Origin of the sequence: Seohaeicola zhoushanensis (assembly GCF_014656415.1) — a bacterium.
GTDB classification, from domain to species: Bacteria; Pseudomonadota; Alphaproteobacteria; order Rhodobacterales; family Rhodobacteraceae; genus Seohaeicola_A; species Seohaeicola_A zhoushanensis.
This window is the reverse complement of the sequence record NZ_BNCJ01000029.1, coordinates 1-25,098: the sequence shown is the minus strand read 5'-3', so window position 1 is coordinate 25,098 and position 25,098 is coordinate 1. Positions and strand designations below refer to the sequence as shown.

The 25,098-nt window shown below is 64.5% G+C and carries 19 protein-coding genes; 12 read left to right on the top strand and 7 right to left on the bottom strand.

Going from position 1 to position 25,098, the window contains the following annotated elements; translation table 11 throughout:
- Positions 1-37: 37 nt before the first annotated feature.
- The 3 genes from IE266_RS24180 to IE266_RS24170 are packed head-to-tail and all read right to left on the bottom strand — an operon-like array spanning position 38 to position 3,364.
- Positions 38-1,888, bottom strand: coding sequence for an FkbM family methyltransferase (locus IE266_RS24180; protein WP_189682711.1), 1,851 nt, complete (start codon positions 1,886-1,888; stop codon positions 38-40).
- On the bottom strand, positions 1,885-2,832 hold the full coding sequence (locus tag IE266_RS24175; protein ID WP_189682710.1) for a glycosyltransferase family 2 protein: 948 nt from the start codon (positions 2,830-2,832) through the stop codon (positions 1,885-1,887). The genes IE266_RS24180 and IE266_RS24175 overlap by 4 nt, the downstream gene beginning before the upstream one ends.
- A 43-nt stretch (positions 2,833-2,875) precedes the next feature.
- Positions 2,876-3,364, bottom strand: coding sequence for a hypothetical protein (locus tag IE266_RS24170; RefSeq protein WP_189682709.1), 489 nt, complete (start codon positions 3,362-3,364; stop codon positions 2,876-2,878).
- Positions 3,365-3,728: 364 nt separating this feature from the next.
- Between IE266_RS24170 and IE266_RS24165 the strand changes: the two genes are divergently transcribed.
- From IE266_RS24165 to IE266_RS24135, 7 genes are all read left to right on the top strand, one after another.
- Positions 3,729-4,340, top strand: a complete 612-nt coding sequence (locus IE266_RS24165) for a sugar transferase (RefSeq protein ID WP_189682708.1) — start codon at positions 3,729-3,731, stop codon at positions 4,338-4,340.
- 271 nt (positions 4,341-4,611) lie between these two features.
- Positions 4,612-6,486 (top strand): nucleoside-diphosphate sugar epimerase/dehydratase, encoded by a 1,875-nt coding sequence (locus tag IE266_RS24160; protein ID WP_189682707.1) that lies wholly within the window; start codon positions 4,612-4,614, stop codon positions 6,484-6,486.
- Between the two features lie 162 nt (positions 6,487-6,648).
- Positions 6,649-8,826: a YjbH domain-containing protein gene (locus tag IE266_RS24155; RefSeq protein ID WP_189682706.1), complete on the top strand. Its 2,178-nt coding sequence runs from the start codon at positions 6,649-6,651 to the stop codon at positions 8,824-8,826.
- Positions 8,823-9,536 carry a YjbF family lipoprotein gene (locus IE266_RS24150; RefSeq protein ID WP_189682705.1) on the top strand — a complete coding sequence of 238 codons (714 nt, stop codon included), beginning with the start codon at positions 8,823-8,825 and terminating at the stop codon, positions 9,534-9,536. Before IE266_RS24155 ends, IE266_RS24150 begins: the two co-directional genes overlap by 4 nt.
- Before the next feature lie 171 nt (positions 9,537-9,707).
- A complete protein-coding gene (locus IE266_RS24145) occupies positions 9,708-10,040 on the top strand; it encodes a hypothetical protein (RefSeq protein WP_189682704.1) in 333 nt (110 codons plus the stop codon).
- Between the two features lie 177 nt (positions 10,041-10,217).
- On the top strand, positions 10,218-10,457 hold the full coding sequence (locus tag IE266_RS24140) for a hypothetical protein (protein WP_189682703.1): 240 nt from the start codon (positions 10,218-10,220) through the stop codon (positions 10,455-10,457).
- A 486-nt stretch (positions 10,458-10,943) separates the two neighbouring features.
- Positions 10,944-11,858 (top strand): hypothetical protein, encoded by a 915-nt coding sequence (locus tag IE266_RS24135; RefSeq protein WP_189682702.1) that lies wholly within the window; start codon positions 10,944-10,946, stop codon positions 11,856-11,858.
- 315 nt (positions 11,859-12,173) lie between these two features.
- Here the strand turns inward: IE266_RS24135 and IE266_RS24130 are convergent, their stop codons facing one another.
- Positions 12,174-15,392 (bottom strand): calcium-binding protein, encoded by a 3,219-nt coding sequence (locus tag IE266_RS24130; protein ID WP_189682701.1) that lies wholly within the window; start codon positions 15,390-15,392, stop codon positions 12,174-12,176.
- 675 nt (positions 15,393-16,067) lie between these two features.
- Here IE266_RS24130 and IE266_RS24125 point away from each other — a divergent pair.
- The 5 genes from IE266_RS24125 (at position 16,068) to IE266_RS24105 (ending at position 21,677) form a co-directional block, all read left to right on the top strand.
- Positions 16,068-17,399 carry a nucleotide sugar dehydrogenase gene (locus tag IE266_RS24125; RefSeq protein ID WP_189682700.1) on the top strand — a complete coding sequence of 444 codons (1,332 nt, stop codon included), beginning with the start codon at positions 16,068-16,070 and terminating at the stop codon, positions 17,397-17,399.
- A 164-nt stretch (positions 17,400-17,563) separates the two neighbouring features.
- Positions 17,564-18,343: a WecB/TagA/CpsF family glycosyltransferase gene (locus IE266_RS24120; protein WP_229864448.1), complete on the top strand. Its 780-nt coding sequence runs from the start codon at positions 17,564-17,566 to the stop codon at positions 18,341-18,343.
- A gap of 22 nt (positions 18,344-18,365) precedes the next feature.
- Positions 18,366-19,871, top strand: coding sequence for a hypothetical protein (locus IE266_RS24115; RefSeq protein WP_189682699.1), 1,506 nt, complete (start codon positions 18,366-18,368; stop codon positions 19,869-19,871).
- Positions 19,861-20,829, top strand: coding sequence for a glycosyltransferase family 2 protein (locus tag IE266_RS24110; protein ID WP_189682698.1), 969 nt, complete (start codon positions 19,861-19,863; stop codon positions 20,827-20,829). Before IE266_RS24115 ends, IE266_RS24110 begins: the two co-directional genes overlap by 11 nt.
- Positions 20,826-21,677, top strand: coding sequence for a sulfotransferase family protein (locus tag IE266_RS24105; RefSeq protein ID WP_189682697.1), 852 nt, complete (start codon positions 20,826-20,828; stop codon positions 21,675-21,677). Before IE266_RS24110 ends, IE266_RS24105 begins: the two co-directional genes overlap by 4 nt.
- 20 nt (positions 21,678-21,697) lie before the next feature.
- Here IE266_RS24105 and IE266_RS24100 read toward each other — a convergent pair whose 3' ends face one another.
- The 3 genes from IE266_RS24100 to IE266_RS24090 form a co-directional block, all read right to left on the bottom strand.
- Positions 21,698-23,053: an oligosaccharide flippase family protein gene (locus tag IE266_RS24100; RefSeq protein ID WP_189682696.1), complete on the bottom strand. Its 1,356-nt coding sequence runs from the start codon at positions 23,051-23,053 to the stop codon at positions 21,698-21,700.
- Positions 23,054-23,084: 31 nt separating this feature from the next.
- Positions 23,085-23,876 carry a sulfotransferase family 2 domain-containing protein gene (locus IE266_RS24095; RefSeq protein ID WP_189682695.1) on the bottom strand — a complete coding sequence of 264 codons (792 nt, stop codon included), beginning with the start codon at positions 23,874-23,876 and terminating at the stop codon, positions 23,085-23,087.
- Positions 23,877-24,039: 163 nt separating this feature from the next.
- Positions 24,040-24,987 (bottom strand): sulfotransferase family protein, encoded by a 948-nt coding sequence (locus tag IE266_RS24090; RefSeq protein WP_189682694.1) that lies wholly within the window; start codon positions 24,985-24,987, stop codon positions 24,040-24,042.
- Positions 24,988-25,098: the final 111 nt, after the last annotated feature.

Below are 25,098 nucleotides of genomic sequence, written 5' to 3'. Positions count from 1 at the left end.
GCACTTACTCTGCTCCTAACCTCCTGCAAGCGCAATACTAGTCTCCCGACTTGACCGCCTGCATCATGCGGAGGAACTCGGGTTGCCAGCGCCAACTTTCCAAGCGCATAAAGCCATAGTTCGCTGGCTGATCATGTATTGCCTTCAGGTGCCGGTCCACCAAGAAATCCAGCCCCTCAATCCCAACACTGCTCAGTTCTTGCGGGGTAAATACGTGATCGAAGGTCTTGGAGACTATTGCCAGGAACTTGGCCGCGCCTTCCTGATAGGTCATCTTGAGATCGTCGCGCAGACCGCCATATGACCAGGCCATCGTGTTCAGCAGCGAGCGCGCAAGCGGCGTGATATCGGGCCAGTGCTCGTCGAGCGCCCGCAGGAACAGCTTGCGGAACATGTTGAAGCTGTAGAAATGCCGCTCGTCTCCCTGTTTGATGTCCTGCGCAGGGTGCTGACGGTAATGATAGGCATGCCCCTTGAGGTGCGCGAGTGAGCCGGAATAGTGCGCCACCATGAGTTGAAAAATCTGGTCGTCGAAAGCGCGCACATGTTCGGGGAACCAGATATTTTTGCGGTCCAGGAAGTCGCGACGATGAACACGGCGCCAGATTGTCGGCTGCCCCGCAGCGATCGCCTGGCCGGAAATCCAGAAAAACTCGTGCGGTCCGACACCTTTGTCACCGGGCAAGGGATAGGTACTAGTCTCGTAGCTGAGGGTCAGCACCTCGGAACCGGTTTCCTCTTCGAGAGTCAGAAACGCAAACTCGGCCTCGGTCACGAAAGCGCCCGTATAGCGGGCAACCTCCAGCAGGGCAGTGAACATTCCAGGATCGACGCGGTCATCAGCATCGATAAAGGCGATATGAGTAGCGTCCGAATACCGGCGGCCGTAATTGCGCGCAGATGCACAGCCGCCATTGGCTTTGTACAGCAGCCGGACCCGGTCATTACCGGCGAAACGGCTGGCCACCAGAGCGCCACATCCGTCGGTCGAGCCGTCATCGACGACAATCACGTTGATGTCCGGGTTGCCGTCGGCCAGAACGCTGTCGATGCATTCGAGAATATAGTCGCGGGTGTTGTACATCGCGACCACCACGTCCAGGCGCGGCCGCCGGGTTGGGAAATTGTCCTCGTAATCGCGGCGCAGGGCGTATTCGCCATAGGTAAGGTAAAATTCCCGCGCTCCCGCCGCGTCTGCGGGATGGAACAGCCTCGAAGGCACATATGAATAAAGCCGCCCGGTCAGAAAACCTACTGGAACCTCTCGCAGGGTGCGTGCAATAGCTTTCTCACAGCCAGGCGCATCCAGCTTCACCAGGTCGGGCACGAGTTTTGCGAGTATGTCCACCGGCAAGGCCGGACAGGAAACGGTCTGATCCTTTGCGCCGTTCGCTGGCGCAACGCGGGGAGCGAAGGCCAGAACTGGCGTGAATGTCCCCATCACCGGACGAGCAAGCGCCTTCTTCAGCGATTTAGGCAATTCAGTACTGCCGGGTATACGGGATTCGCCAGTTGCAGGCTCCAAATCGGGGTGTAGAGATGCATTGATGCAGGTCACATTTTCCAGACCAAGGCGCTCTACATTGGCCTGCAGTCGCGCAAATGCATCCGTGTCGGATTCGAACGCGATGACCCGCCATCCTGGAAACGCTGTCGCGAATGGTAGGGCAAACCATCCCTCGCCCGCCCCCAGGTCGGTGCACAGTCCTGTTTTCGGCAGAACGCGCGACGCCAAGAAACGTTCGTAGTCCTCTTTCAGTTCGCGCAGACGCTGGGCGACTGCCACGCTATCCCGGGCAGCTTCCAACCGCACATTCGACCCAAAGGCGTTGACGTCGACGAATACACCAGTCTCGTCTCGAGCGGCTACATCCAATTTTGGGATCATCCCATGATCTCCTTAGCATAGCGGGTCAAAACATCGCGCTCGCACCTTGGATCTGGCGTACCCTCCGGCAGGATGAAATAGAGCGGATTAATCCCACGGAATGTCTCACGTAGGGCGAGACGAAAAGCGTAACGGTGGTAAACCGCGATATTTTCCTCGCACCATTTCAACAACCGCAGAATGCTGAGCATCAAGGCCCCGCGCTGGCGGGCATCGCTAAAATCCGAATGCTCCTGAAACAGTTGTAGCGTGACGCGAGCGCTCCCAATGATGTCGAAACGGATCGTACCGTTCGACCCCGTAGTCTGCCGGTGCAGTTGACGGTGAAAATAGGTATAATTGCATGAATTAACAAACTCGATCGATCGAGCATGGGTAACAGCCATCGCGTGAAACAGGATATCTTCGAAAAAATGGTCATTGGGAAATCGTATTTTTCCACGATCGACCAGATCGCGGGAGATGAACTTGTTTGCCGATTGCGGTTCACATGAGATTGCCCAAGCTTTACGGTCAGCCAAATCAGCGCAGCCCATGGCGGCGCATTCCTCCTGAAAACATTTGAAATGGGCGTCGTCAAAAAATGGGGCAATCCGGGTCACCTCGCTAGAATACGCGCCACGCACCAATATTAATTCGGCGCCGGATTCTGCAATGACGCGAGCCACTTCAGCAAAGGCCCAGGGGGCACGTATGTCGTCGGCATCCAGAAAGCAGATGTAGTCGCCCTTGGCGTGATGCAGGCCGCGGTTGCGTGCCGAGGAGAGGCCGTCATTGGCCTGCGGCAAGATGCTAAGCCGCGGGTCGTCGAATTCTTCCAAAATCGCTTGGGTTTCCGGCCCTGAGCCATCATCGACGATCAAGAGTTCCAGATCCGTATGGGTCTGGTTGAGAACAGACATCACCGACTGACGCATGATTGCCCCGTCGTTGAACGTGGTCATGATGCAAGAGAACTTCATGGCAGGTATTCCTTGGATCAAGCGGTCAACGGAGTCCAGTCACGACTAAGTCGTGTAGGTCGAAGACGTTGGCTGCGCTTTCGAAGAACAGGTGCAAATCACATTTCTGAGCATGTTCCAGCAATTGCGCTGACATGACGAAATCGGCGCTGACGTGTTCCGGAATGCCATGGACTTCGTTGTCAAGTCCGGAAAAATGGTCATAGAAGCCGTCCGACCTATGCAGTCGCAACGCCACGCGAACACGTGCTGGCTTTTGTGCGCAGGCCATGTATTTCACGTGAATGCTGCGGCACTCCAGCCAACCCTTGTCGGGTAGCGCAATACCAAGCTCAACCCAGCGTGGGGCCGGGGAGGATGGTTCAAATATCAACCGGAATGATTCTTCGGGCTCCAGTTTGATTATTCCTCGATCCGGGTCAAGTGCGATGTGAATATTTTCTCCAATATCAGCACGCCCCGTGGTCAAGACTTCTGTGAATTCACTGGCGGAAGGGAAACGATAATTTAGCAAAGAAACTGCTCCTTGTCCGCGCTACCGGCCCCACCATAGTCAGGAAAACTTTTCGGCAGGGCACACAGCTGCATGTATTGGCAATTTACAAACGCAGTCAACCCTAGCTCCCTGCGAGCCGATGAGCTCAACCGTTGCTTGTTAAGGCCCTGTGATCGTTAAGTTAGCTACTCTCCTTCCAAAGCTGCATCATTCGGGATGGAGCCAAACCTCCAGAGGATGTGAGCAACCTGCAATAAGATCGCATGTTCATGGGGTTGGACGGTTACAAGTACGCGAATCGGTGGCAGCTTCGGTGTGGGGCAGGGTGAACGCCACCACATTCTCTTGCCTGCTACGCCGCTCTCTGCTTGAGACTGGCCGCATGACCCCGCAGAAACGCGCCCTCGACCTCCTCTTCGCCTTGCTGCTGATCCTACTGCTGGGGCCGGTGATGCTCGCCCTGCTGACTTGGCTCTTGCTCCGCCAGGGTCGGCCGCTGTTCTACGTTGCCGAGCGGATGAAGGGGGTGGATGCGCCCTTCCGGCTCTGGAAGCTCCGCACTATGACCGTCACCGCCACCGATAGCGGCGTCTCGGGCGGCGACAAGGCAGCGCGGATCACCCCCGCGGGGGCCTGGCTACGTTCCAAGCGGCTCGACGAGTTCCCACAGCTGTGGAACATCCTGAAGGGCGATCTCTCCTTCGTCGGCCCGCGACCACCGCTGCGCCAGTATGTCGAGCGCCACCCCGAACTCTACGCCGAGGTACTGCAATGCCGCCCTGGCGTCACCGGACTGGCCAGCATCGTCTATCACCGCCACGAGGCAGCCCTGCTCGCCCGCTGCACCACGCCCGAAGAGACCGACGCGCTCTACTCTCGCCTTTGCGTGCCGGCCAAGGCGCGGCTCGACCTGATCTACCGCGACAACCGCAGCCTCTGCTACGACTTCGACCTGGTGTTCCAGACCATCGGCAACCTGTTCCGCCGTGGCTGAGACGCGTGCGCCGGATTGCCCGGATTCCGGGCGGTTCTGCCCGCGTGTTAACCTGTTCGGCGGCTTCCCGCCCATTTCGCGGGCACTGCCTTCGCCAAACGCCGCCGGCTTGGGCAAAAACGCCCCGATGCAAACGCCTTCCGGTTGATTGCCGCGACGGCTACATTGTAGATTGTCAAGGGTGCCGCCTCGGCGCGTAGGGGCCGCGGTGACGCAAATCCCTGTTTTCATCACGAACCCTGGTGTCAGTCGTTTGGGGGCGGCAGTCTGAATGTTCAACCTGCTCAGCTCGATGTCCCGCCGCCAGAAGGCCTATGTGTTCCTGGCCCTCGACCTGGCGCTGATTCCCGTTGCGCTGCTTTTCACTTACCTGGTCCAGGCCCTGCCGATGCCCGTCTGGGAGGCACTGCGGGCCACCCTGACGGTACTGCCCTACCTGCTCGTCATCGCCGCCGGCCTCTCGCTCTGGCTCGGGCTGCCCTCGATCCAGCTGATCGCCTACGAGCGCCACGCCATCGGGCTGACGGCGATCTACGCGCTGGCGCTGGTAGCGGTCTCAGCGGGGCTGTCGACCTTCACCGGGATAGCGCTGCACCTCGGCACCCATGTGATCTTCGGCATCTGCTACTTCGTTTTCTTGGTGGCCAGCCGCGCGGTGATGTTCCAGGTGGTGACCGCGATCTACCGCCGCGCCCAGCCGCGCCGACGGGTGCTGATCTACGGCGCCGGCACCACCGGCACCCAGCTGGCCCAAGCGCTGAAGGCGCATGACAGCATCGACCCGGTCGCATTCGTCGACGACAACACCTCGCTGCAGGGGGTGACCCTGCTCGGCCTGCCGGTGTTCCAGCCGGCCCGCATCGCCGAGATCGTGCGCGAGCGCAACATCAACCGGGTGCTGCTGGCGATGCCCTCGCTGAGTCAGCCCAAGCAGGCCCAGATCGCCCGCCGGCTGCAGCAGATGAAGCTCGAGGTGCAGACCCTGCCCTCCTTCGCGCAGCTGATCGGGGAGGAGGCGCTGATCGACAAGCTGACCCCGGTCGCGCCGGCGAATTTCCTTGGCCGCAAGTCGGCGGACGTGGCCTTGGGCGACGCCTGCGAGAGCTACGTCGGCCGGGTGGTGCTGGTCTCTGGCGCAGGCGGCTCGATCGGTTCGGAACTCTGCCGCCAGGTGCTGTCGTGCCGGCCGGCCAGGATGGTGCTCTACGAGCTCTCCGAGCTGGCGCTCTACACCGTGCACCAGGAGCTCGGCCAGCTGGCCGAGGGCACCGGCATCGAGATCGTGCCAGTGCTCGGCTCGGTCACCGATCCGCGCCAGGTGCGCAAGGTGCTGGCCGACCACCGGGTGCAGGTGGTGCTGCATGCCGCCGCCTACAAGCACGTGCCGCTGGTCGAGGCCAACCCGCTGCCGGGCTTGGCCAACAACGTCTTCGGCACCCAGACGCTGGCCGCCGAGGCGGCGGTCGCCGGGGTCGAGCGCTTCATCCTGATCTCCTCGGACAAGGCGGTGCGCCCGGCCAACGTGATGGGCGCCTCCAAGCGGCTGGCCGAGCTAGTGGTGCAGGATCTCGCCACCCGCCACCCAGCGACGGTCTTCACCATGGTGCGCTTCGGCAATGTGCTGGGCTCCTCGGGCTCGGTGGTGCCACTGTTCCAGGACCAGATCAGCCGCGGCGGGCCGGTCACCGTGACCGATCCTAGGGTGCGGCGCTTCTTCATGACGATCCGCGAGGCGGTGCAGCTGGTGCTGAAGGCCGGGGCCGAGGCGCGCGGCGGCGAGGTCTTCGTGCTCGACATGGGCCAGCCGGTGCCGATCATCCGGCTGGCCCGCCAGGTGATCGAAAGCGCCGGCTACACGGTGCGCGATGCCGAGAATCCCGACGGCGACATCGAGATCGAGATCATCGGCCTGCGCCCCGGCGAGAAGCTCGAGGAGGAGCTGACCCTTTCGGGCGACCTGATCGGCACCCGCTACCAGAAGATCTTCTGCGCCCGCGAGAGCTATCTCTCCGAGATCGAGGTCGCCTCGGTGCTGCGCGGGCTGCGCCAGGCGCTGGCCGCCAGCGACGAGGAGGCGGCGCGGGCGCTGGTGCACCGCTGGGTCGAGGGCTTTTCTGAGAGCAGCGCCGGGCGCAAGACCTCCTAATTCGGGGCAACGTATAATGGCATGCCCTGCGGCGTGTGAGCTGAGCGCCCTCAGCGTGACGCCTTTGGCACGCCGCCGCCGGCGTTTTCCGGCCCGCGTTGATCGCGCTCCGGCTTCGTGTTCTAAGCGAAACAGACTGCGGAAGGGCGAAAGGGGCCGGGGATGAGCGACAGGGTCCGGAGGGCCTTTGCGACGGGCGGGCTGGCCGTTCTGCTGGCGGTTCCCTTGGTCATGTCGGCCGTGGCGCAGGAGCGTGGCGAGCCCTCCTTCGCTCCGCTGCCGACTCCCAGCCTCAACTTCTACGGCGTGCCAGGCCTGATCGACATGCCCTCGGCCGAGACCTTGGCCGACGGGCAGTTCACCTTCGCCTATTCCTGGTTCGGCGGGCAATCGCGCTACACGGCCAGTTTCCAGGCACTGCCCTGGCTCTCGGGCAGCTTCCGCTACAACGGCATCCAGAACTGGAACTTGGGCGGCTTCGGCACCTATTACGACCGCGGCTTCGACGTTCGCTTCCGACTGCACCGAGAGACCCGCCGCTGGCCCGAGATCACTCTGGGGCTGCAGGATTTCATCGGCACCGGCGTCTATGCCGGCGAATATATCGTCGCAACCAAGACCTTCGCTACACCGGGGCTCAATCCCGGAAGTTTGCCTGGACGGCTGAAGTTGACCGCCGGGCTCGGCTGGGGACGGCTCGGTTCGCACGGCAGCATCGGCACCCCCTTCGGCGCCAAGCGGCCGGCCTTCGTGCCCAATTCCACCGGCGGCAAGCTGGCCTATGACCAGTGGTTCCGCGGCCCTGTCGCTCCCTTCGGCGGCGTCGAGTGGCAGATTAACGACCGCTGGGGGCTGAAGGCCGAATATTCCTCGGACGCCTATCTCACCGAAACGCAGACTACCTCAGTCTTCGAGCGCAAGTCGAACCTGAACTTCGGGCTGGAATACCAGGTCACCCGGCGGACTCGGCTTGGCGCCTACTATCTGTACGGCTCGGAACTCGCTGTCACCGCGCAGATCCAGCTCAATCCGAACCACCCGATCAACCGACTGGCGGCGCCGGCGCCGCAGCCGGTGGTGCCGCGCCCGCCGCGGGTCGACAACCCGCTGGCCTGGTCGACCGACTGGGCGGCCAGCCCCGAGGCGCTGCGCGAGGTGCAGGCCCGGGTGACGCCACTGCTGGCGGCCGAGGGGCTGGTGCTCGAGCACCTGACACTGAGCGCCGACCGCGTCGAGCTGCGCTATCGCAACGAGCGCTATACCTCCCAGACCATTGCCGCCGGGCGGGCGGCGCGGGTGCTGGCTGGCCAGCTGCCCTCCTCGGTCGAGACCTTCCGCCTGGTGCCGGTGGCGGGCGGGCTAGGGTTGGCGGCGATCGAACTGCGCCGCTCGGATCTCGAGGCGCTGGAATTCGACGGCATGAGTACCGCGGCGCTGCGCGCGGTGACCGGCATCGGCGAGGCGCCGCCGCTGGCCGCCGAGGCGCTGACCGGCACGGTCTACCCGCGTTTTACCTGGGCGGTCGGACCTTTCTTCGAACCGGCCTATTTCGACCCGGCCAAGCCGATCCGGATGGACTATGGCGTCGAGCTGAACGCCGCCTGGGAGCCGGGCCCTGGTTGGATCGTCGCCGGCACGCTGCGCCACCGTCTCGGCGGCAACGTCGCGGGCGGGCGCGCCTCGAACTCGGTGCTGCCGCATGTGCGCACCGACCAGGTGCAATATGCACAGTCCGACACCACGCTGCGCAACCTCTATGCCGCCTACCAGTGGAAACCCGGCGCCAACCTCTATGCCCGTCTCACCGGCGGCCTGCTGGAACGGATGTATGGCGGGATCTCGGGCGAATTGCTGTGGAAGCCGGTCGACAGTCGGCTGGCGCTGGGGATCGAGGGCAATTACGTGCGCCAGCGCGACTTCGACCAGGGCTTCGGCTTCCGCGACTATACCGTGGCCACGGGCCATGCCTCAGCCTATTTCGAGATGGGGCGCGGTTATGTCGCCGAGGCCAGTGTCGGGCGCTATCTCGCCGGTGATGTCGGTGGCACGCTCAGCGTCGACCGTATCTTCGCCAATGGCTGGTCGGTGGGCGGCTGGTTCACGCTCACCAATGTATCGGCCGCCGAGTTCGGCGAGGGGAGCTTCGACAAGGGGGTGCGGTTCAGCATCCCGGTGAACTGGTTCCTCGGCAAGCCGACGCAGCAGTCGGTGGGGCTGTCGATTCGGCCGATTCAGCGCGACGGCGGCCAGAAGCTCGACGTGCCGGGCCGGCTCTATGGCCAGGTGCGGCAGGCCCACGAACGGGCGCTGGACACCGAATGGGGGAGAGTCTGGGAATGATCGCCCGAGGCCTGGTGATGTTGGTCGCCGCCGCGGCGCTGGCCGGCTGCAGCAGCGGCAACGATACCGCACCGCTGTTTCCGCAGCTGTTCACCATCGGCAAGGAGGCTGTTGCTGGGCGTGCTGCGCGCCGCGCCCAAGCCGCCGCGCCGCTGCTGACTCGGGCCGCGCTGGAGGGCATCGAGGGCAGCCATATCGAGGTGACGATCGAACGGCGCGCCATCACCGGCTATCTCGAACGCGGCCTGGTGCGCAGCGACGCGGGGCCGGGGCGGGTCGAATACTGGCGCACCCAGGACAATGTCTCGCTGGGCTTCCGCAACGGGGTGCTGATCGCCACCCGCGGCCTGGGCGGCGACCTGGTGTCGAGCGAGGTGCAGGTGGCCGGGGGCCGGCTCGGCCCGGCCTCGGGCGGTGAGCGGGGGATGCATATCCGCAGCGGCGATCTGCAGGTGGTGCGGCTGGGGCTGGCCTGCGACCTCGAGGACCTGGGCCCCGAGACCGTCACCGTGGTCGAGCGCGCCCATGCCACCCGGCACCTGCGCGAACGCTGCGTCACCGCCGGTACGGTGGTGGGCGGGCAGCAACTGGGCGCGGGCGAGGTGGTTAACGATTACTGGATCGACACTCGCGCCGGGCTGATGCGGCAGTCGCGGCAATGGGCCGGGCCCGAGATCGGCTACCTGAAGATCCGCCGGCTGCTCGACTGATCCCGCCCGGGCGGAGAACCGCCGGGGCCAGGCCGGGTGGCGGCACCCTGCCGAGGGTGCCGCCGGTTCGGGCGGAAAACCTCCGTATTGGCAGGGGAGTGGGCGCCTCGGGTTGTCTTGCAGCGGGGTTGAGTCAAGTGATGGGAAAACCCATTCCACAAGGAGTTTCCCATGTCCCGTCTTCTGACACGTTCTCTCGGCCTCGTGACCGCTGGCCTGCTCGGCCTCGCAACCTGGGCGACAGCCCAGGCGCCTAATGCCAATCCCGCCGCCCAGGTCAGGAGCGGCAATGCCGGCCCACAGGCCCAAGCGAAGGGGCCGGGCAATGGTGCCGATGTCACCCCCGGCGGCGCGACCGGGGCCAAGGTCTCGGCCACCGCGACCGGGCTTGCCGGGGGCGGCACAGCCACCGCGGCGGGGGTGCTGGCGGCGCTTGGTCTGGCGGTTGTCCTCGGCGGCGGGAACAACGGCGTGGCGACCACCACCACAACCACCGGGAGATAAGCCCAACCCGCGCTGTCTTTGCCCGCTTCTCGGGCAAAGACAGCGTCCTGCGCCCCCGAGAAGGGCAGACGTGGCAAAAAATGCCCACAAAGCAATCAATCGGCCGTGCGCCAGATTGATCGAAACCCTTTTGTGCGCTACAGCTTTCCGCAACTGTAAGCGGAAAGGAATTTACGCATGAAAAAGACGATTGCTGCGCTTGTTATCGCAAGCATGGGCGTCAGTTCGGCCGCCTTCGCACAGAACGCCCCTGCGGCGCCGGCGCAGGCGACCGGCGCTGGCGGTGGTGGTGTGGGTGGCGCAATTGGCGGCGGCCTCGGAGCAGGTGCGGCTGCGGGTGTCATCGCAGGCCTGCTCGTGCTGGGTGTGGCTCTCGGCGGTGGCAGCAGCGGCACCACTACTACGACCACCAAGTAATTACCGTATTTCCGGTTCAATCTAAAGCCAGGCTCCGTATCATGCGCGGGGCCTGGCTTTTGTGTGAGTTCGGGTGAACGCGCTAGCCCAAATGCGACTTTGATCGACGTGACAGCTTCTCCCTTCTGTAGCTGCTTCCGCCAGCATTTGCTCTGAATACTTCGGTAGGAGTCCTATGCGCAGCATTTAGCCCGGCACAGGTCTATTCCCGTTCCCGATGCTGCCTTCCTGCCGCGGTGATCGCGGGTCGCAGAACCATGCCGGCAAACAGGCTTCGTATGTTGCTCCGGCGGCTCGCGAGATACCGCCCGATCCATCATTCATAGCAGGTTCCGCAATGAAACGAGGCTCAACTCCTGGGGGTGGAGCATCATAAGCAAGATCACGAACACGTTTTGCCTTGAAGTGCCCAAGCGTGTAGCGACGGTTTCGTTTGAGTTTTCCCGCGCGGGGGCCTATCGGCCAAGATATTGACAGAGAGGCACCATGGCGCGCGCAATCGTACATGTCGGACTGCCCAAGACGGGGACGACGTCGATACAGGTCTTCCTGAAGCTGAATCGCGCGGCACTTGAGGCGCAGGGGCTGATCTACATGCCGCCGCGCCTGAGCCTACACAGCCAGATTGAATACGCGTTCATCGGCTGCTCAGAGGCCGGTGCGCTGGTGCCTGACCATATCGAGAAGGCCGTACGCAAGATCGAGACGCTGGAGGACCAGCGCGCGGTTACGTCGAAATTCGAGGAGCGACTGGCCGAAGAGCTGGCCGCACATCCGGAGGCGACCTTCGTCATCTCCTGCGAGCAGATCGGTGCCTATCTGAGGACGCCCGAGTTGCGTGGTGCGCTCGACCGCTGGCTGCGCGCGCGGTTCTCGCAGGTGCAATATCTCCTCTATATCCGGCCGATGGAGGAGTTCTTCCTGTCGATCTATTCCGAGGCGGTGAAGCGCGGCCATACCGGGGATCTCGACAGTTTCATCGCCACCGCCAACGAATTGCCGATGGCCAAGACAGCGCGGGACTGGTCGGCGCAGTTCCCCGGACGGGTCGCGGTGCGGTTGAAGCCGGCGAATGGCGCGGAGATCTTCGCGGAATTCGCCGGGCTGGTGGGGCTGCCGATGGAGGGCCTTGTCCTGCCCAAGCCGCATAACACCGCGCTGAGCCGCTGGGAGGCGGCCTGGATGCGCAAGGCGAACCGGATTCTCGGGCCGGCCGACCGCCGCGGCCGCGGAACCCGCTATTTCGCGCATCAGGTGCGCCGCGCGATCCGGCTGCTGGTGGGGCGCGGGCCGAAGCTGGCGCTATCGCCCTGCGAGCGGGCGCTCATCAACATGCGGTTTCCGGTGTCGGTCGAGAAGACGGCAACCGAACTCCGCGAGCGCGGCTGGACCGGCCGGTAAGTCAAATTGACTCTACGTTAATGAAACTCACGCGTTGTTACCGTACGCTTTTCGAGGTGGGACATCCCTGGAGTATCCTGAGTCAAATTGCATAAAATGCCGGCCTGGTGGCCGTGTGATTTCCGTGGCACTTATCCTCATCATCCATCTCATGTCCGTTCGACACATGGGTGCATTGTGCTCTCAACCATTATTCGGGAGAACACCTAACAAGTGCCGCAGCGGCGCCCGTGCGTCCGGGATTTCGATGTCCCGGAAGCACTATCGTGTTCTGACCCCCCTGCCCCCGTCCCAGCGGGGACGGGGGCAGGGGGGTCAGAACACGAAATCGCTCACCGAGAGGTCGCCGACAGCAATCCCCTCCAGCACGATCACGCCCTGCGAGGTATTGATCACCGTATCGCCCCCGCGGCCCCGGAAGAGCAGGTCTTCGAATGAGGCGCCGGCATAGTCCAGGTGGATCTTGTCGATCCCGATCTGGAAGTCGATGATCCGGTCGCGCCCGAAGTTTTCGCCGAAGCCGAAACCATCTTTGCCATCGCCGCCGGTCAGCCGGTCGTTGCCGAGCTCGCCCCACAGCATGTCGTCACCCTTGCCGCCGAACAGCTGGTCGCGACTCGTCCCGCCAAACAGGGTGTCGTTGCCATCGTCGCCGAACAGGCTATCCGCTTGGCGGTTGCCGTAAAGGGTGTCGTCTCCGGCTCCGCCGTGGAGCGTATCCTCCCCGGCCCGGCCGCGGAGAGTGTCGTTACCGGAAAATCCCTTGATCTGGCTGTTCCCCATCGAGCCCTTGAGGGTGTCGTTGTTCTCGCTGCCGTCCAATGTGTCGGAGAACCCGCCGTCGGGGCGGTCGACGGGGTAGACGCCATGCCCGTCGGTCAGGATGGCATAGAGACCGGCGTCAGCCTTCGCGTCGCTCGGCTCGCCCACGGTCTGCAGGGTGGCGACGCCCTTACCGCTGCCGAGCGCGCCCAAGTGCAGGATGACCTTGTCGGTGGTGTAGTTGACCACCACCTTGGCCGCCTGGTTGCTGGCGAGGCCGACGATGTTGATCGCCCCGAAGGTGCCGATCAGCTCGTCGACGTGGATCAGCTCGAAGCTGCCCTGGCCCAGGGCCGCGACGTCCGAGACATCGACCTCGAGCGTCGCGCCGCCGAGGTTCACGCCCGAGCGCACGCCGGAGCCGCTCTGTTCGTATTTGCCGGAGTAGAACTCCTCGATGGTGCCGATCTTGCCGCCCTCTGCGACGAACTTCAGATCCGCCCCCTCGGTCAGCAGCAGCGCGGCGGTGCCGCCGGCAACGCCGTCGAAGCCGACCCTGGCATCGCCGCCGGTCACGGTCAGGTTGCTGCGGGCCCGCATGATGTATTCCGCACCATCCGTGGCGAGGATAACCTGGGCATTGTCCGAGACATCCATCTGGATGTTGCCGAGCGCGATGCCGGTATTGGCGAAACGGCCGCCGGCGGCATCGACCTTCAGCACGTCGAGATCGGAATAGCCGTCGATCCAGATCTGGCCGGCCTTGTCGACGTTCAGCTGCGCGCCGCTCGGATCCACGGAGATGGGACCGTCGACCCGGAGCACGCCCTGATTGACGTTGAGCGTGCCCTGCAGGCCGAAGGCGAGCCCCGCCAGCTGCGTGATGCCGCTGTAGTAGACGACGTTGCCGCCGAGATCGACGCTGTCACCATCCTGGGTGCCGGGCAGGTCGCCGCTGTCCCAGTTCAGCCGGTTGTCCCAGCGCACGCCGTCGCCCAGTTCGTTGGGGATGAAGCGCAGCGTCGCGGCCTCGGCGCGCAGATCGGTTTCCAGCCCGAAGCCTTCCCGGAAGAAGGCGATGACCAGGTCGGCGTCGACCATGCCGTCGAGCTTGTCGCCGCCGGGCATCGAGCGCAGGTAGTCGGCGAATTCCGCGATGGTCGCGGTCGGCTTGCCCAGCAGGTCGGCGGCGAACATCTGAATCGTGGTCTGGTTCAGGACCGAGGTGTCCAGGCCGTCGATATTCTGGTCGTTGGTGCCGGGAGCCAGCCTGGCGCCTTCCCAGTTGTAGATGATCGTGTTGTCGTAAACCGGCAGGTTCTGGGTGGCGGTAGCCAGGGACCAATGGGTGACCTCTTTCGCGGCCTCCTCCGCCGGATTGTTCGGGTCGGCGAGGTGGGCGACGATGTTGCCGATCAGCGTCGCGGAGTTGCCCTCGTTGCGCCATCCGCCCGAGAGCACGGAGATGCCCTCGTCGGCATCCCTGTACCCGGCCGAGGTCACCACGTTCCCGGTGAACAGGGAATAGTTTCCGCTTCCTGCATCGCCGGATCCGAAGAAGCCGCCCCCGTTGTTGTCCAGGAAGAGGTTGTCCTCGATGAAGCCGCCGGACCGGACCTGTGCCCCGGCTGCGGCGCCGCGCATGATGATGTTGTCGCGGAGCGTGATGTCGAGGTTCGTGTACTGGAGGTAGATGTTGTGGCTGTATTTGCTCGGGGGCTGGCCGCCCTCGACCGACATGTCCTCGCGGTAATCGTCCGCCCAGCCGTTGTGGTCGAAGAAGCTGTTTTCCAGCAGGATTCCCTGCGACGAGCTGACGTAGATCCCGGATTCGCGATTCGAGTGGGAGGACCAGCCTGCCGTCGGGTCGAGCGGTTCTTCCCGGAAGACGTCGTAGATGGTCGAGTTGCGCAGCGTCACGGAGTCGAGATTCTGCAAGTTCATCATCTCGTCGGAGACGGTGACATGATCGAAGAGGAAGTTCGCGCCTCTCATCGCGTCGATGCCGCCGGTAAAGTTGAGGTCCTGGAAGACGACGTTCTGCGAGCCGGGGCTGATGAACTTGAGCTGCGCCGCGATGTTCGGGTCCTCGCCTTCGCCATAGGCGCCGATATAGATCGGATGCACTTCCGACTCGCCCGGCAAACCGGTCGTGCCGATCCTCAGCGTGCTGTAGGTATAGCCGCGCTCGAACAGCAACCAGTTCGAATGCGCCTCGCCGCCGGTATTCTGGGCGCCGCTGTAGAGCCGCCAGATGAGGTCTCCGACCTCCTCGGCGACGGCCATGTCTTCGGTCGCGCCGTATTCCGGGTGCTCCTGGAGGAAGCGGTACCACTGGCTGTCATCGGTGATCGTGAGGTTCTCGCGGGCGGCGATATCTTCGAAGGTCAGGGCATTCTCGCTGCCCGAGACATAGACCTTGCGATGGTTCTCGCCTTGCTCGACGACGATCCGGTCCTGGCTGTCGGTCTCGAGCATGTAGTGGTCGCCGATGCCCCAGCCGCCCTGCTGGGTGCCCTCGACCACGTCGACCGCCACCGTCTTGACCTCGCTGGTCCCGTCGTTGTGCGTGATGCGGATGACGAAATCCAGGTCCGCCGTCTCGGTCGTCCCGGTCAGCACCAGTGCGAGGGAGTTGTCGGGGTTGACCGTCACGTTGCCATAGCTGGCCTTCGTCACGATCTCGACATTGGCGACGCTGGTGTCGTCGAGATCAAGGGTGGTCACCCGCCCGGCAATGGCCGTGGCGTTGAATACGTCAGTTCCGCTCATCTCTTCCCCTGCTCCGGGTAAGGTGTTCGTTGAAGCAGGAGCGGAGGCCGAAGCCTGCCTGTCGCCTGCCTGTGCTGCTGAGACTGAATTCCGTGATGCCGGTCCTATGATGAGACCAATTAGAAGCACCAACACCAGATACAGTCGCCATCTCCTCGCGACTGTCAATATATACGGTCGAATCGCCTGCAGTTGGGCCAACGTTCACCCTTCGAGGGTTTGGTAAGATGATTGTCCCGAACACTACGATGATCTCCCGAAAACTGGAATGACGGACAGCTTTCGAGAACAGTCTTTCCACTTCTTTTGCGGCGTTTTCAGGTTTGGTGTATGGTCAAAAGGCGAAGACATTGCGAGTGAACTGTGGCGCTGTTTCCAGAACGTGGGCAAATCCTCGCCGATTGGGTGGATTTTTGCCGGTTTTGGGCTAATCGGGGGCGGGAGGCGGCTGCGAAGCAGGCGTCCGGCGTGGCGCGACTCGTTGAACGGCCTGTTTGGCGGCCGGAGACGGGGTGGTCTGGCGCGGTCCCGGGCCAAGGGCTCGCGGTATTGCGGCGTGCCGGGTTTGGCGATAACCCCTTGGCAGATGTTTAGGCGGCGAACGGGTATGCGGGTGTCCGCAGTGTGGCAGCGATCTCAGGAGCGGTGCGCCGGCTTGGAACGGGATTCACGGGCATGAGCGGAAACGCGGGGCAGGGGCTGCTGGCGGCAATTGCCGGCCGTGCCGCGCGGGTCGGGGTGATCGGGCTCGGCTATGTCGGGCTACCGCTTGCGGTCGCCGCAGCCGAGGCGGGCTTTCCGGTGACCGGCTTCGATATCGACCCTGGCAAGATTGCCCGGCTCGCGGCCGGTTCCAGCTATATCGACGCGGTGCCCTCCGCCGCGCTGGCGGCGGTGCGCGGGCGGCTTTCGGCCACCGGCGATTTCTCCAGGCTGGCCGATTGCCAGGTGATCGTGATCTGCGTGCCGACCCCGCTCGATCAGCAGCGGGCCCCGGATCTGTCCTTCGTCACCGATACCACCCGCACCATCGCAGCCCATGTCCGTCCCGGCACCCTGGTGGTGCTGGAAAGCACGACCTGGCCCGGCACCACCGAGGAGGTGCTGGCGCCGATCCTGAAGACCAGCGGCTTGGTGCCCGGCGAGGACCTGTTCCTGGCCTTCTCGCCCGAGCGCGAGGATCCCGGCAACGCCGCCTTCACCACCCGCACCATCCCCAAGGTGGTGGCCGGGACGGGGGCGGTCGCGGGCGACCTGGCCGAAGCCTTCTATGGCGCGGTCGTCGCCCGGGTGGTGCGCGTGCACGACACCCGCACCGCCGAGGCGGTGAAGATTACCGAGAACATCTTCCGCGCGGTCAACATCGCCCTCGTGAACGAGCTCAAGCTGGTCTACGACGCCATGGGCATCGACGTCTGGGAGGTGATCGAGGCGGCGGCGACCAAGCCCTTCGGCTTCATGCCCTTCTACCCCGGCCCGGGCCTTGGCGGGCACTGCATCCCGATCGACCCCTTCTACCTGACCTGGAAGGCGCGCGAATACGAGGTGCCGACCCGCTTCATCGAGCTTGCCGGCGAGATCAACACCGCCATGCCGCACCATGTCGTCGCGCGGCTGCGCGAGGTGGTCGACGCGGCCTCGGGGCGCGGGCTGAAGGGGGGCGAGATCCTGCTGGTCGGGGTCGCCTACAAGAAGAACGTTGCCGACATGCGCGAAAGTCCGGCGATGAAACTGATGCAGCTGCTCGAAGAGGCGGGGGCCAAGGTTGCCTTCATAGACCCGCATGTGCCGGAGATTCCGCCGATGCGGGAATACGGGCAGTACGAGAAACGCACCGCGCTCGACCCGGCAGAGCTGGCGCCGGGTCGGTTCATGGCGGTGCTGATCGCGACGGATCACGACGGGGTCGATTATGCCGGCCTGCTCGAACTCGGCTGTCCGGTGATCGATACCCGCAACGCGATCGCGCGGCGCGGATTGCCGCTGACGCACGTGGTCAAGGCGTGAAATCCCGGGCGACCGGCCGCCATGGAGGGCGGGTTGCCTGCAATCTGCCCGCCGCGGCCCGGCCGATGCGGGTTGCGGGCCCTGCAAACCCAGAAACTTTCATGCTTTGGCCTTTTTTTTGTTATGCCCGAAAGCGATCTGTTGGTCATGATTGAGCGTTTGAGATGATGAACTGGAATCAGGAGGTCCCGCTGCCCGAGACAGGCAGGTCGATCGCCGTCAATGTCGCGACGCGGGAGGCGTTGCTTGCCGATCTGGGCGAGCGCCTGCAACAGCGGCGCGGCTTCTGCCTCGCGACGCTCAACCTGGACCATGTCGTCAAGTTCGGCCGCTTGCCGGCCTTCGCCGAAGCCTATCGCCAGCACAGCCACGTAACGGCCGACGGCAATCCGGTCGTCTGGCTCTCCCGCCTGGCCGGGCAGCAGGTCGATCTTCTGCCGGGGTCGGACCTCGTCGTGCCCGTCGCGGCGCTCGCCGGAAAAGCGGAGGTGCCGGCGGTGCTCTTCGGCTCGACCGAAGAGGCCCTCGAGGGCGCCGCCCGGGTGCTTGAAACTCGCGCCCCGGGCTTCCGCGTGGCGGCCTGCATCGCGCCCTCGATGAATTTCGACCCTGTCGGTGCCGAGGCCGACCGCCATGTCGAGGCGCTGCGCGCTTCCGGGGCCGGTCTGTGCTTCGTGGCCCTCGGGGCGCCCAAGCAGGAGCTGTTCGCGGCCTACGCCAGTCGGCAGCTGCCCCACATGGGTTTCCTGTCGATCGGGGCCGGGCTCGACTTCCTGTCCGGCCGGCAGCGCCGCGCGCCGCGTCTCTTCCGCCTGTTCGCCGCGGAATGGCTGTGGCGTCTCGCGCTTGACCCGCGCCGGATGGCCCGCCGCTATGCGCCCTGCATTGCCATCCTGCCCCGGCTGGCCGGCCGCGCGCTGAGAACCCGTTTCGGGGATAGCTGATGCCGCTGGGGGGAGGTTTGCCATGATTCCGCCGCTGACCGCCCTCTTCGGTTTTCCCGTGGTGGGCCTGATCCTGTTCCGGACCCTGAAGCCGCGGACGGCCCTCGTCTGGACCCTGCTTCTGGGATATCTCTTCCTGCCGCACGGGATGGGATGGAACCCGCCGCTGCTGCCGACGATCGACAAGGACACGATGCCGTCCCTGGTCGCCCTGGTGTGCCTGCTGGCGCTGGCGCGCCGCCTGGCGGCGGATCCGGCCAATGCCCCGCTGCCCGGCTGGCTGCCGCGTCACCCGCTTGCCAGGCTTCTGATCGCAGCCATTGTCCTCGGGGCCTTCCTGACGGTCATCACCAACCGGGACCCGCTGGTCTACGGCCCGCTGAGACTGCCGGGACTCAGGCTCTACGATGGGTTTTCGGCGGTACTTACCGCCTCCATGATGTTGCTTCCGATGCTGCTTGCCCGCAAGTATCTCGCCTCGGACGACAGCCAGAAGCTGGTCGTGCGGGCCTTCTGCATCGCCGGCCTGATATATACCCTGCCGATCATCTTCGAACTGGTGATGTCGCCGCAGCTGCACCGGATGGTCTACGGGTATTTCCCCAGTTCCTGGAAGCAGGTCCTGCGCGGCGGCGGCTACAGGCCGCTGGTGTTCCTCAAGCACGGTCTCTGGCTGGCCATCTTCATGTGCGCCTGCATTCTCGCCGCTGCGGGGTATTCCCGGATCGACGGGAAGCGGCGGGTGCAGTTCCTGGCCGCCACGGCCTGGCTTCTCCTGATACTGGTGGCCTGCAAGTCGCTGACCGCGCTCATCATCGTTCTGCTCCTGCTGCCCTTCGCCCTGCTGGCGAGCCTGCGCATCCAGCTGCTCGTGGCGGCGGCGGTCTCGGCGGCCATCCTGCTCTACCCGGCCCTGAGGGGGGCCGACCTGATCCCGGTCGACCGGGCCGTCGCGATTGCAGACGCAATCGACCCTATACGGGCGGGCTCGCTGAAATACCGGATCTTCAATGAGGACCAGCTGCTCGCCAAGGCGAACGAGCGCCCGCTCTTCGGATGGGGCGGCTACAGCCGGCAGAGGATATATGACGACCGCGGCAACGACCAGAGCACGACCGACGGTCTTTGGACCATCGTCGTGGGAGAGCGGGGCTGGGTCGGATATCTGGGCCGTTTCGGCCTGTTGTGCCTTCCGATCATGCTGCTGGCATTGCGAAGGCGGGACGCGGGGCTCACGTCGGCAACGCCGGTGCTGGCCCTGATGCTGGCCGGAAATCTCATCGACCTCATCCCGAATGCCGGGCTGACACCGCTGACCTGGATCATCGCCGGGTCGCTGATCGGCCGGCTCGAGTACCGCACGGCGGACGCCCCTGCCACCGAAGCCGAGGTCCCGGCGGCGTCCCGCACCCCGTCATCCACCCGCTTCGCCGCCGGGCACGCGCGCCGCAGGTCCGGAAAGGCTGCGGCCGGGGTGCGCTACAGCCGTTTTTCACCAGCCACCCCGGAGGATACGGATGCCGTTTGATCTGGTCGTTTCCATCATCAACTTCCGCACCGGTGACCTGACGCTGGAATGCGTGCGCTCCGTCCTCGACGACATGGCGGGGATCAATGGTCTTGTCGTTGTCGTGGACAATCTCTCCGGCGACGGTTCCGCCGAACAGATCGAGGCCTGGATTGCCGCGCAGCCCGAAGGCACGCCGGTCCGTCTCGTCCGCTCCGCAACCAACTCCGGTTTCTCGGGGGGGCACAACCAGGGCATCGCGGCGGCCGAGGCCGCCTTCTACCTCGTGCTGAACTCCGACGCGGTGCTGCGGCCGGGCTTCCTGGGCGCGATCATGGCGGCGGCCCGCACCGAGGCTCGGGTCGGCCTGTTCGCGCCGGTGATCGAATATGACGACGGCGGCGTGCAGGACAGCTGCTTCCGCTTTCCCGGTCCGCTGAGCGAGTTCATCCGGGCCGCGCGCAGCAGCGTGGTGACCCGGCTCTTCAAGCATCGCGAGGTCTCGCTCGGCCCCGATCCGGTGCCGGTGGACATCGAATGGGCGAGTTTCGCCTGCATCCTCCTGCGCGGCGAGATGATCCGCGAGATCGGGCCGATGGATGAAGGCTACTTCCTCTACTTCGAGGATGTCGAATACTGCCTCAGGGCGCGCCGGGCCGGCTGGGGCATCCGCCAGGTGCGGGGCGCCCGGGCGGTGCATTTCCGGGGCGGCTCCGGTCCGGTGAAGTCGCTCAGCAGCCAGCGGGCCCGTCTGCCGCGCTATTACTACAGCTCGCGCACGCGGTTTCTCTACCAGGCGCACGGGCAGGCCGGCCTGCTTGCCGCCAACCTGCTCTGGTATCTCGGGCGCGCGATCAAGCACCTGACCCGGCTGGGCGGCAAGAGGATCCGGCCGATGGCGCAGGCCGAGGGCATCGATATCTGGACCAACGCGATGCGTCCGCTCGGGCCGCGCTTCGCCCCGGGTGAAACCGAATGAGCGCCCCCGGGCTTCCGGATTTCCTGATCATCGGGGCGATGAAATCGGGCACCACCACCCTGCAGGTGCAGCTGGAGGCGCAGCCGGGCATCTTCATGACGACGCCGAAGGAGCCGAACTTCTTTTCCGACGACCCGGTCTACGCGCAGGGCATGGACTGGTACCGCGGCCTCTTCGCGGCGGCCGCCCCGGGCGATCTGAAGGGCGAGGCCAGCACCCATTACACCAAGCTGCCGACCTACCCCGAGACGATCGCGCGCATGGCCGCGGTCCTGGCGTCTCCCCGGCTGGTCTATGTCATCCGGGACCCGGTCGAGCGGGCGCTGTCCCAATACCTGCACGAATGGTCGCGCGGATCGCTCGGCCATGATCCGGTTGCGGCCTTCGAGGCCACGCCCGAGCTGATCGCCTACAGCCGGTACCCGATGCAGATCGAACCCTATATCGACCGGTTCGGGGCCGGGAACGTGCTGCTGACCAGCCTCGAGCAGATCACCTCCGATCCCGAGGGCGAACTCGGTCGCATCGGGGTGCATATCGGCGCCGGGCAGGCGCTGAGCTGGAAGCCGGAACTCGGGGCGCAGAACGTCTCGCGCGACCGCATCCGGGTCCTGCCTTTCCACCGGCTCCTGGTCGCCAACCCGGTGGCGCGCGCCCTGCGTCGCGGCCTGGTGCCCAAGGCGGTGCGCCAGCGCATCCGCAACAGCCGCCTGCGCGACGAGCGTCCGCAGCTTCCCCCCGATCTGCGTCGCCGCCTGGAAGAGACCTTTGCGCCCGACGCCGCCCGGCTGGCAGAGCTGTTCCCGGACTTCCCGGCGCTGGCCAGGTCCTATCCTTTCCTGGCCTGAAGGGGCGGGGGCCTGCCCGGCTATCCCGCCAGGAGGATGATCCGGTCCCAGTAGAGCAGGCAGGCCGCGCCGGTCGTCGCAAAGCCGAAGGTGCCGAGCAGGAGGTCGCCGCGGGTATCCCAGCCGTTATGGCGGCGCAGCAGGCGCACCCGAAGCGGGCTCAGCAGCATCGTGACCAGCCCGGGCACCAGGATCACGCCGAAGGTTCCCATGGTCTGGACCGCCAGGAGCAGCAGCGGGACCTGCGCGGTCGCCCCGATCACCACGAAGAAGAAGGGGCTGCGGGAATCGCCCGCCGCCATGAACACCGCCCGGTAGCTGAAGAAGATCGTCTGGGGGACGAGGGCCAGACACATCAGCACCACCACGGGTCCGGCCATGGTGTAGCGCTGGTCGTACAGCAGATCCACCAGCGGCACCCCCGCGAAGGCCAGGAGCGCGTTGCCAGCGAGCGACGCGCCGAGCACGAGGCGCCGGGCGGTGAAGACCTTGCGCCGGTTCGCCGGGTTCGCGGCAATCGGCAGGTGGCGGAAAAGCGGGAAGACGATGGCGTCGTTCAGCGCCTTGCTGACCATGAAGGGCAGCGTCGCCAGCATGGCCCCGATGTTGTAGATCCCGAACTCCGCGAGCGGGAGGTATTTGCCCAGGACCAGCCTGTCGCCCTGGTTCATGATGAACCCCAGCGCGGAGGACAGGAAGATGAACTTGCCGAAGCTGAAGATCTCGTTGAAGGCGGCCCGGTTCCAGCAGAAGCGGTTGTTCATGCCCGGCAGCAGGTAATGCTGGAGCACAACGGCTGACGTCGTCGAGATCAGCCCGCCGATCACCAGCGCCCAGACATTTTCCAGCCACCAGGCGAGCAGGACCGTGATGGCGATGCCCATGGCCTGGGTGCCGATGCTGATGGCCGTCTGCAGGCCAAGCCGCATGTCCCGCTGCGCCGTGGCCCCCTTGGTGGTGGTAAAGCCGGAGATCAGCAGCGAAAGCCCGGTGACCGGCAGGATCTGCGCCAGCATCGGCTCGTCGAAGAAGCCGGCGGCGGGCAGGGCGAGAATGCAGGTCAGAAGCCAGAGTATGAGGCCGCGGCAGACCTGCACGGTCCAGGCGGTGTTCAGGAAATCGGCGTCATCGCTGTTTTTCGAGCGGATGATCGAGGGGGTCACCCCGCTGTCCGACAGCATCTTCATGCCCTGGAGGAAGGTTTGCACCAGGGCCATCAGGCCAAAGGCCTCCGGGAACAGGATGCGTGTCAGGATGAGGTTCGACGCGAGCCGCAGCACGTTCGATCCGCCGATCTGGAGGACGGTCAGCGACGAGCCGCGTAACGCCCGGGCTTTCAGACCATCGCGCGTCAGCCAGGAAAAGCTGAATTTCATTACCCGTCCGCCAGTTTTCCATCCAGGAGCATCATGCCGGGACCTGTGTCGCGGCCGCCTTGCGGTGCAGCTCGTAATCCGCGGCGTAGTGTTCGGCGACAAAGGCCCTGACCTCCCGCGACTGGCGCAGCGCCGTCTCGAGCGCGGGCACGCCCTTCTTCGTCAGGGTCCGGATCCCCAGGTCGCGCAATGCCACATAGGCGGTCTGGGGAAGCACTTGCCGGGACATGCTGTTGAGCCGCTTCAGGGTCTGGCTGAGACCGGAAACCCGGTAGGTGACCGTCGGGTTCCAGGTCGAGTCGCCGCGCAGTTCGAGGCCATGCCGCTCCGCGATCCGGGCGATCAGCGCCTTGAGGTGCTCCATCGCGTAGACATGATCGATGATCTTCTCATCGCCCAGATACACGTAATCGACCTGCCGGAAGAAGATCGTGTTGCGGATTTCCCGCTGCTCGGAATCGGCCTGCACCGAGGAGATGATCCGGTCGGTTTCGGCGAGGATCTGATCGGTCGTGAGCTCGGCGGGCTCGCTGATGTGGCTGCGCATGTACTGGGCGACCGCCGAGACGAAGCGGTCCAGCGGCTCGCGCACGATCGCGTAGGAGGTGACGGCGCGCAGGCGGGCCATGTCGTCGGGGAAATGGCTGTCGAGCAGGTAGAGCGGAACATGGTTCCCGTTGATCCGCCCGATCTCGGGCAGGGTCATCGTGTGATAGAACTTGCCCCCCAGGTCGTCCTGTTCGCGCAATTGCTGGCGGATCGTCGAACCCGCGCATTTGGGAATATGGACAAAGCCGAAGTCATGTGCGGCGTTGATGATCATGGCTGGGCCCCGGACATGGCTGCAGGCCGACTCGCACGGTGGGGCCGCCTTCCCGCCTTATGCTCCGGGCGGGAGGGCAGGGGGAATAATGGAAGGGCCGGTATCAGGCGGACCGTCCCGGCGAGGATCAAATTATTTTTGGACACCTGAGGCACTACGCTTGTTACTGCATTGGCAACGTCGGTTGCGAAAGAGAGCTCCACCCGGATAGATCACGCCCCGTTATCCGCGCAAGGCGGGCTACGTCCTCGGCAAAATACTGCGTCATCTCTGCACGCAGGGCGGGCGAGAGCGGAGGACGGGGTGCGGTTTCCGCGGTGCGGTTCTGAAGCCTTTTCACGATCCCCCAGGACTGGACGCCGAAGGAGCGCTTCAGGCTTGCCGAGGCCCGGCGCAGCATCCGGTTGGTCTTGAGAATGCGCAGGACGGCGGAGGGTCTCGCGTTCTGGTTCTGGTTCACCACGGGAAACGCGGTGCGGCCGTCGTTGGACAGTTCGAGGAATTCCAGAACGCAACGATATTGCAGGCCGGTATCCGCCTTGAAGTCATCGAAGAATATCCACATCACCTGGTCGCGAGGGAAAATCTCCAGAACGGTTTCAAGCTGTTCGCCCAGTCGGGCCATGTCGCCGTAAAGCAGGGACTGCACCCGGTCCGAACCTTTCGGGATGCGGTTGCCGTTGCGGCGTGTCTCCTGCAGGGACCAGGCGGTTTCGAAATCCTCCTCGTCTTCGTGCAGATGCAATCGGCACTCCGAGTGCAGGGCATAGGCCAGGTCAACAGGGTTTCGCAGCATCACGATGATCCGGGCCGCTGGCTGCAATTCGCGAATTTCGGTCAGCGCCTGCCGCGAGCTCAAGTATATGGTCGACCCTTCGCCGACCGCCTTGTGCTTGTTGTGATCGGCTTCGGAGAAGAGCTGCAGGTAGGCATCCAGCTCGCAGCGAAAAGGCAGGAGTTCCGGGCGTATTTCGTCGCGCCACAGGTGGCGGGCGAAGTAGCTGGGCTCTTTGGGGGTGGAAATGAAAACTTCATCGTGCTGGGAGAGATACCGCGCCAGCGAGGTCGTGCCGCATTTCGGAGCCCCGACGATGAAGAAGTTCGGTTTCATCCCGCCGGCTTCCCGGCCGCGGCTTCATTGCGGGCCTTCATGTACTGGGTCAGCATGTGGATCAGGCTCTGGTGGGTGTCCTCGACGATGCCGTAGTTGTCGACCGCGATA